This is a genomic window from Spiroplasma sp. Moj (genome assembly GCF_016082285.1).
Lineage (GTDB): Bacteria > Bacillota_I > Bacilli_A > Mycoplasmatales > Mycoplasmataceae > Spiroplasma > Spiroplasma phoeniceum.
Window position 1 is genome coordinate 1 of record NZ_MQTY02000033.1, and the last position, 9391, is coordinate 9391.

At 30.6% G+C, this 9391-nt stretch carries 9 protein-coding genes; all 9 read right to left on the minus strand.

Annotation, left to right across the window (positions count from 1 at the left end; genetic code table 4):
- Window positions 1–101: 101 nt before the first annotated feature.
- The 9 genes from BST80_RS02440 to BST80_RS02480 all read right to left on the minus strand — a co-directional run bounded on the left by BST80_RS02440 (window position 102) and on the right by BST80_RS02480 (window position 9141).
- The gene (locus tag BST80_RS02440; RefSeq protein ID WP_415745809.1) at window positions 102–587 is read right to left on the minus strand and encodes a hypothetical protein; all 486 of its coding nucleotides are present in this window, start codon (window positions 585–587) and stop codon (window positions 102–104) included.
- A gap of 8 nt (window positions 588–595) precedes the next feature.
- Window positions 596–763: a hypothetical protein gene (locus BST80_RS02445; RefSeq protein WP_415745810.1), complete on the minus strand. Its 168-nt coding sequence runs from the start codon at window positions 761–763 to the stop codon at window positions 596–598.
- A gap of 46 nt (window positions 764–809) precedes the next feature.
- Entirely contained in the window at window positions 810–2297 is a 1488-nt protein-coding gene (locus tag BST80_RS02450) for a type IV secretion system DNA-binding domain-containing protein (RefSeq protein ID WP_415745811.1), read from the minus strand.
- A gap of 11 nt (window positions 2298–2308) precedes the next feature.
- Entirely contained in the window at window positions 2309–4816 is a 2508-nt protein-coding gene (locus tag BST80_RS02455; RefSeq protein WP_415745812.1) for an Mbov_0397 family ICE element conjugal transfer ATPase, read from the minus strand.
- Between the two features lie 2 nt (window positions 4817–4818).
- Window positions 4819–5007 carry a hypothetical protein gene (locus tag BST80_RS02460; protein WP_415745813.1) on the minus strand — a complete coding sequence of 63 codons (189 nt, stop codon included), beginning with the start codon at window positions 5005–5007 and terminating at the stop codon, window positions 4819–4821.
- On the minus strand, window positions 4988–5167 hold the full coding sequence (locus BST80_RS02465; RefSeq protein WP_415745814.1) for a hypothetical protein: 180 nt from the start codon (window positions 5165–5167) through the stop codon (window positions 4988–4990). Before BST80_RS02465 ends, BST80_RS02460 begins: the two co-directional genes overlap by 20 nt.
- Window positions 5168–5253: 86 nt before the next feature.
- Entirely contained in the window at window positions 5254–6720 is a 1467-nt protein-coding gene (locus BST80_RS02470; RefSeq protein WP_415745815.1) for an Mbov_0396 family ICE element transmembrane protein, read from the minus strand.
- Between the two features lie 20 nt (window positions 6721–6740).
- Window positions 6741–7013, minus strand: coding sequence for an Mbov_0395 family pilin-like conjugal transfer protein (locus tag BST80_RS02475; protein WP_415745816.1), 273 nt, complete (start codon window positions 7011–7013; stop codon window positions 6741–6743).
- A gap of 1 nt (window position 7014) precedes the next feature.
- Window positions 7015–9141: an adhesin gene (locus BST80_RS02480; RefSeq protein WP_415745817.1), complete on the minus strand. Its 2127-nt coding sequence runs from the start codon at window positions 9139–9141 to the stop codon at window positions 7015–7017.
- Between the last annotated feature and the right edge of the window lie 250 nt (window positions 9142–9391).

Consider the following 9391-nt stretch of genomic DNA (forward strand, 5'->3'; position numbering starts at 1 on the left):
ATCATTTTTTTATTTTTCGTTGTAATGAATATAATTCATTTTCAGTTAGAATGCTTGTTACCATATACTTTTTCATTTTAATCTCCATTCTAATTTAAAGACTAAATCAGTGGTCTAAAATGTATATGGTTTTCACATAATTTTGGTGGATCACCCTTGTTTTTTTCGTACAATGTGTTATAATCATCAAAAAGAGAATTATTTTCTCTTGTTTGTGTATTTATTTTATTAGCAGAATGTTTGGCTTTGATTGAAGCTTGAAATTCTGTTTTTCTTTTTGACATTGCTTGTAATTCAGTTTGATATTTTTTATCAACATCGGCTAAAAATTCTTCGCGGTTTTTAAACTTACGAAGACGAGATTCAACAGCTTGTCATTTTTCAAATTGGCGTTTAAGCGTATTTAAGTGATGAAATTGATACATATTTGTTTTAATCATCGCGTCATATCCTGTTGCTTTGATTCTTTCATCAAAATAAAACACATGATAGGCACCAAAAACTTTAATCCCAACATTATTATCAATCAGGATTGTTTTTGTTTCTAATACAGGCCTTTTTGGGCACGACAATGTAGTTTTCGCCAACCCGCACCTTATTTGATAATTCTGTATATATTAAAAACATCTGATTTATGGACAAAAAAGTTACACATGTGTTTTTGATTGTCTAACTGGTTAAAAACTTTAAATTGACCACCATGTGGTAATTTAACAAAATGATAATTTACGTGTTGTTCAATTTGAACTGTTTGTCTATTCATAATATATTTCCTTTCTGATAAGTAAGTAATTTTTAATATTATTGATTTAATAATTTGGAATTACTTGAATTTTTTTAATAAATAATTTGCTACTCGGAAGAGTGGTTTTTAAATAGCATTCACCTATTTTAAGGGTTTTTAGGTCGTTCGGATGTACAACAAACTCATCGACCGAACGCACCGAACCCATATCAGCCGTATTATTTTTAAAGTCAAGTTGTCGCGTTAGTTTTTCGGTTTCTTGGGTTCCAAAGACACTAGCAACATATTCCGCTGTGTTGGGGTCTTTAATGTTATGACAAACAATAGTGCTAACATTTCCAAAAATGGTATCTGTTAAATTCATATTGTTTGTTTTTAGGTCGTTGATTGTTTGAAACGACAAGAAACATTGATAATTAAATGCTCGCGATTTATTTATCAAGTTGACAATCGTTTCACTCGCAAAGACATTAAACTCATCTAAAACAACATTAATTTTTTGATTAACTGGTTTTAGGGCGGTTAATTCTTTTAAGTCTTGGATAATGATTTTACCAACCGAACCCGCTAGTTTAGGATACATCAACGAATTGATACTAAACAAAATCGTTTTATGTTTAGTAATCAATTCTAACAAGTTGTTATTATTACCCAAACTATCGTTTAATTGTGTGTTGTAAACATTTAACTGATTATAAAGACCGTTAATGTCTTTTTCATCAAAATTTAATAATAACGAAAGGTTATTGTCATTAAAAACAATTAATTTTTCTAATTGTTTAATAGGAAAGTATTTAACTAAATTATCAAAAGTAATAGCAATGTTATTTTTTAAAAGTGTATTAAGCAACAACAACAAATAATTATGTGCTAGATTTTGATAATACTGTTCGGAAAAGTTGAACAACGACATTATTTTATCCGCTAAAATAACTTTATCTTTATTGGCAAAAGGGTTATATTTTGTGTTACCACTAATTTCTCAAATAAAAGTATTGGAGTCTAGTTGTTTAACTTTTTCAATTAAATCAATATCTCCCTTACCATCAATAATGATAGTTGTTTCACAAAATTTAAACCTTAACTCTTTAATAATTTGTATTAATGTTGTTGTTTTACCACTACCTGTTGTTCCAACAAGTATTGTGTGTTGAATTAAATTTTTTTTAATTAAACCAATTTTATTATTTAACATAACCAAATTATCGTGTGGAATTTGTTTAAATTCCTGTTCTTTTTTTCTTGATTTTTTCTTTTGTTCATAAGCAAACATATCAAAATGCCGTCATTTCTGATAACCAATAAAAACAGCAAAGACAACCACAACGATAGTGCCAATAATTGCGGAAATTTTAAAACAAACATCTTTGTCATATGCAGTTGAAAAATTTTGTCAAGTAATCGATTTTAGTTTTATTCCCGCATAGCCAAGCGAAATAGGAATATTAATTAAAGCAACTAGCGAGAAAAAACTTAATATAGCAAAAATAATTCAAAAGATTGCTTTTTGCAATTTATTAAGTTTTTGGTATTGTTGTTTTATTTTATGCATAAATCTATCTCCTAACTAAAAGTTTCTTGTTCTATTTCACTTGCTTCAACATTTAATAACATTCGGTTATTAGCACCAATCGAAAACAGACATGTTCCCGTTGGCGCAGTTGCAATCGTATCTTTTTGATATTGATTTAATCGCCCACTTGAGGCAATTAAATTATCATAATCTTGTAAATCGCTCGCCGCTAAATGATGAACAAACTGATACAAACAGTTGTTTATTATTCCTTGCGCTTGCGTTTTAATATTTGCATTGCCCATAAAGTCATTGATGTTTTGCGTCATAATATACAAAATACCGTTATATTTCCGAATACGTTTTGTCATTTCAAACAAGAAATTCAACGCCAAGGTATTATTTTCATTAATTAATAAATGAGCTTCATCAATGGCAATGCAAATTCATTGTTGTTCAGCAATTGGTAATGCTTGGTTTTTGGCTTTGTTTTGTTTTACAACCTTATCCAAAAAGGAAAGCATTAAAAACAATTGAGCATTTTGTCGGTTTTTGTTTGCTGTTAATTCGTGGGTATCAAAAACAATTAAATCACTTTTTAGCGACAGGGTGCTTATCCCGTTTCAAAAATAACCATCTGCTCCTTTAGCAAGTTTTCATAAAACATTGTATAAATGTGATTTGTTTTGTTCGCTTTTTTCTTGTTTTTCAATTAAAACAAACAAATCTGATAGTGTAGGATAATCGCTCGCTGTTAATTTATGTAATTCCGTTTTATCAGTAATTTTAAAATCTTGGTATAGTTTTAAAAGCGTTTGTTGTAATAAACTTAAATCAATATCCGTTAAAGACGGATATAAAATCTTAAACCATTGTTCTAATAAAGAAATGTGTTCTAGTAAATCATTTGAAAAAATCTCTAACGGATTTATTCGTGCCTTGTCTGATTTACCAATAGGGATAATTTCGCCAGCATAATAATTTGCTAATTGGTGGTATTCCCGCTCAGGGTCAATAATATATAACTTTGTGTTATTACAATATAATCAATTTAATTGTTTTTTAGCATTAAATGATTTACCGCTCCCTGTCATTCCCACAATAAAGGCGTTGCTGCTATTACGAAGACTATCACGGTGTTTTATATCAAAACTTATTGGTTCATCAATATCATTCGTTCCTAATAAAAAACCATGCTTATCATTTAAAGGTGTTGCCACAAACGGATAACTACTTGCCAAAGAAATAATGGGCATTTCTTGTCATCACTCAATGCTATTTTTAATATTGTTGTTTCAGACAAAATTATATGCTTTTAATTGCTGAAATTTTAATTCATCAGGGACAAAACCTTTTTTTGTCATTTCACTTATTAACATCGTTCTAATACTATCTAATTCTTTTTTTGTATCAGCAAAACAAGTAAACATAACCGAAACCATTTTCAAGGTTTCACCGCCATTTTGAACCATATTCATCAATTCTGTAAAATGTTCCAAGTATGATTGATATTTAATTTCTTCGCTTGTTTTGCTTGTTGTTTGAATTTCAGCACGATTAATAGCACGGTCAAGCAATTTCAATGCTTCTTGTTCTGAAATATGATGAACTTTCATATTAACATTAACATTGTTTAAATTTGCAAGAAAACCCAACCAAGTATCAGGCACAAGCAACGGATATTGTGATACAGTTAAATAAGAAATAAATTTATTATCAACTGTCACATAATTAGCAAATTGTCTAANTTTATGTGGTTTATCAACAANATTATTCGTTGGAATAATATTGCGTTGAACTAATAAACTTGTTTCTTCCAATGTTGCTTTNATAAATTTAATGTTATTATCAAATTCATTAATAANATATCTTAATTTTTGATTTATTAAAGTCACATTATCACCAGTAATCATTAAAAAGTAAGCAGTTTTTAATTTTTGATTACTGTATTGCAAATTCATATATCAATTTTTTAAATTTTCTAACTGAGTTTTTTTAAACTCATTTTTTTCTTTGACTAACAAATTATCAATATGTTTGATTTGTTCGTTAAATTCATACGGAATTTGAATTTTACAAATTTCAAAATCAATATCTATTGTTTTGAAAATGCTAGATAATTTATAAATAGGGATATCGCGTTCTTGTTGATCAGCCAAAGAAATATCAACCGCTTCAATGCGATACACAACTGCAACTTTATTTGAAAAAGAAATAACGTTATTTTCTATTTTTTTAATTTGACTAATTTTTAAAACATCGTTATTTTGTTTTTTAACAAAAATGTATTTTAATGCTATTCAAATAACGTTGTATAGTTTAGCACCATTTTTTGTTGGAAACATTAAAATTAAACTTATCAATCACATAAAAATCGTAATAAGTACACTAGCAATTATTTGATACTTAAATAGAAAACAAAAAATCAACGCTGTAATTAAAAAATCAATTACAATAATAGCAATTTCAACCTTGCCAATTCCACCAAGAGCATTGGAAATCGTGAAACGAATTTTACTTGCTCGTTTTGTGATAATGCGTGCTTTGTTGTCATCCATAATTATTCACCTCCCAGGCTTTTTGTTGCTTGTTGCTTGTTAAGTCAAGCAACAATTTTTTTAAATTCCGCTTGATACAGATTGATTAAAATTTGACAAGGTCAAATTTTAATTTTTAAATGTCGTTTGTTGTCAACGTCATATGTTCATATTGTATATTCATCATTCTTTTTAATACCGACACCAACCATTTTTTCCGTTGCGAGAACCGTGAATACATTTTTTACTAATTCACACCGATAACCCCTTATGTTCGGGGATTGAAAATAAATTAGCTTTCTCGGTTTCTCGTTTTAGTTTTCGCCGAGCCATAATGTTAACTGTTACTCATTCACTATCTTTTGTTTCCATAATTTATTTTTCCTTTCTAAATACATTGAGTTAATTCTTTATTCATTAAAATAACTTTCAATGCGTTACAAACGACAATTTAAAAATTATTTATCAGTGAACCACTGATTAATTTTTTCACTTGTTTTACTATGTTGGTTTTTATAATCGCCAGTGAATGCGTTTTTAAATTGTGCCTTGGCAACATTTTTAAAACCGTGTTCTTTCACCCCTCGATGAAATGCGCGCATTGTGCCAAGTCCGCGAGCAGTTTTTTTACTTAAACTATAACTGGTGCGAACACCACTAACTGTCAACGCCCCACCAGTCATAAAGGCATTGGTTGCTACTTTCAATCCCATTATGTTACCAATACCATCACCCAACGATGTATTACCACCCAACAAGGATGACAAGAGTTGTGGTGATTTAACAACAACAATACCAAAAGCAAAAATACCTAATAAAGTAAAAATTGGTCTTGTTGCTGGGTCGGGAATGGCTTTGCCAATTTCCGCGAATACAGACATACTCCATAAAAACAAACTATACGCCAAGAAAACCATATTAAAACTAATAAAGCGAGCAACAGTTAATTCTTTTCAGTTTTTAAATCTTCTTCCCTCATCTTGAATCGCCGATACTATCACAACGGGCGATATCACATAAAGAATTAATAACTCCGCAGTTCGTCAGAATAAAAACAAGGCAATCAGCAAGAAAATGTATATCATAAAGCCCTCAGAGAACAAGCACAACAAATAATTAAAGTGAACACTATCTTTGAATGTTCAACTTGCAGGAACATAATTAAAGTCATGTATCCCATTATCAAACGACGAATTAAATATAAACAAACCAATATTTTGCAACTGCAAGTTACTTGCTTGCATAATGGCTTGGGTTATCAAGTTAACAATAATATTCAAGGTATAGAAAATAACTGGTATTGTTGGAATTGCAACAAACAATAAAATCATATTACGCAATGTTATTTTTAACTTACTATGTTTTTCATCCGCCAACATTATTTCAATCGCGCGAATCGCAAGCAATAAAGCCAATATTATTCCGGCAATTGCCAACATCACAATAAATAACGCCGGCACACCACTGTCGGTATTATTTTCAAACAACAAACGATTTGCCAAATTCCAACCCGACATAAAATAAATTATGTCTTGGAATTTACTTAAAAGTCATAGCAACGGTTTTATGAAAATAATATATAAGATAGCAAAGACTGCTTCCATAATTTTACCAAGCAATCAACTTGGTGCATCCCCACCACTATCAGCAGTTTTTTGACTATATTGAATAAACAATTCTGAGGCAGGAGTACTAGTAAAATGATTGATTGTGTCAGGAGTAAATATTGCGATAATTGCCGCAATGATAGCAACAATAATTACCGCTATTAACATCAATGGCAAAAATGCTATAATAAGAAAAATAGCCATTTTCTTAATCATATTATTGACAATGGCTATGACATTTTTAAATGATGTTGACTTTGTCTTGGCGGACTTGCCAACACTAAAAGGGTTTTTTAACCCTTTTTTGTTTTGCACCATTTTTTAACGCCCCCCTTTTTTTATGCATTGCATAAAATAACATCTTTTAAACCCAGCACAATCGCACTTGCCAAAATCACAATTCCCAAACAAACACCAACCCAAGTTACGCGAGCAATCGTTTCTCTGCTTTGTTCAGCGTTTTTGGCAAATTTCCCAGCAATGCCATAATACGCCACCATAACAATACCAATAACGATTGCTATTCCGATTAGAATAGGCATTCCCACGGAAATTATTTTATTGCCGATTTCTTGTAAACTAGTTACCCCTGTGTTCGCTAGTAACATCATCTTATTTATCTCCTTTTTGTTTTGCTTCTCATTCTTCATCATCTATTTTCATTTGTGCAATATCTTTTTCTGTTTTTGCCACAAAGGCTTTTTCTTTTTTATCGCGGATTGGTTTTAAAATAAACGGATTAATCACAAACCGTTTAAACAACCACCCAAGAACAAATAAACCCAACAACGACCCAACAACAATGCCAAAGATAGCCCAAATACCCAAACCAGTTTTCTTGTTATTAACTGGTGTTGGTTCTGGATTAGGAGTTATTGGGTTTGGTTGTTTTTTTTGCTGTGCTGGAATTGTTTTGACAGTAAAACTTAACAGTTTTGTACTACCACTAACTGATTGAACTTTGACATCTTTGCTCGTCGTTCAATCACCCACAATAAGATTATCAACGCTGATAACATAGTCAGTGTTTTCTACAACATTCGGAGCATACTTTTCAACTTGGGCTTTTACACTAGCAAGCATTTTTGTTTTATAAGTATCAATTTCATCTTGGGTCACATTTTTAATGTTATCAACAACAAAGTTATCCAATTTTAGATCTAAATGCTTTAGATTTTGTTTTCAAGTCTTCGACACCTCAAACAAATTATTTAACTGGCCAGCACTAGAACCACGGATATTGTCATATCCTTGTTCTTGGTCTTGTGCTCACTGTTCAAATTGTTTACCATTTGGTGTATCCCAATAATGTTCTACTTTTTGTTTCTCTGATACTTGCAGATAAATAGTTTTTTTATGCGTTGGTAAATCTTGATGTTGCAATTCAATCAAATAACGACCATCAACCGAACCATATTGCCCTTTATCAATCTCTAAGCCATTTATTGGATCAATCGCGCTTGAATGTGATGTTTTATTTCATTGCTCATCACAGCCATATATAGTTCCAGTTATAACATTACCGGTCGGTGGTTGTTTAATTTTGATTGTGCTTTTCCCATTCGCATAATAAAATGTATCAACTGGGTTTGTCATTTTACTACTATCCAGTTGTGCTAAATAATCTTTAACTATTTGAACACCATTTGCCGATGATGTTACATCAATCTTCAAATCAACCACCGTCGCTGGCACAATATTGTATTTAACTATCACTGAACCCGCATAACTTTTGCTACCTTCTATCGCTGATAAGGTTGTTTGAATATCTGTTTTGTCAGTTATTTCAATTTGCGAAAAATCAACTTGACGACTATTTTTATTTGTAATTTCTGCTTTGATAGTGTCGTCATTGTTATCTAAGATATTTCCTAAATCATTGTTATTATCAAATTTAATCATATCGCTTAAATTTTCTTTAACAATTTGCTTTGCCGGTTCTATTTTTGCCGCCATAACAACATCAATGTCTTCGCTCGTGTATTTTTTTCCACGAATATCATATTTGATAACTAATTTATGGGTCTTTTCAGTAGACTCAGGTTTAACATTGATATTTACTTTACCACCCAACATATTTTGTTTAACACCATTTCATAAAACTTCTGTAACATTTGGGTTATCAATATTGATGTTTGTTTCCCCGTCAACTGTCAAACGCACACCAGCGTTAGACCAAGTCGCCGTTTTTAAACCATCAGCAAGTGAAAACGATATTCCTTGTTGAAATAGTGTTTTATCAATATTTCAATTTGTTATATTTCCGTTGCTGTCTATTTCTGGTGTTTGTGGTTCGCCAACAGCACCCCATCGATAAACCGCTTTAAAATAAGTACCATTATCTTTTTTTCAATGTTTTCAATTTGCACCATATCCAACAGTTAAATCTCCAAAATTTTTCATTAACCAAGTACTAATAGTAGATATTTTTATTTGTTCAGCGTTATTATTAAATTTACTAATTTTTCATTCATTACTAAATAAACCATGTCAAACAACAAAATAATATTTATTATCAATATTTTTGAAAAGATTATCACTAGCAGAAACTTTTTTTCAGTTATCTAATTTCTCTTTTGTTTTTATTTCAAAACCAGTTGTGACATCTTTGGCAGTTGTCCCAACATCGCTTTTGACACGAGTTTGTACTGTGTTGGCAAGCAATGGAGCAGGAACGCTCGCTGTCAACGCTGTTATGGTTAATAAACTTAGTAATTTTTTCATATTATATATTTTCATTTTTGTATTCCTTTCTGAAAAATAAAAAAGAGAATAGCACTACCGTACTATTCCCACAAAACAATTTCTAACATATTTCACAGTGTTACCCAAAAAATACCACCAAGAAATATGTTAAAATTGTCTGTGGAAACAATAGGTGTTAACTAGTGTTTCCACGATACTAAATTGTATAATAGACTTCTTGCATAACCTAGTTATTTTAAAATTCCTATAAAATATATTTAAAATAGAAATTCTAGGAATCTAA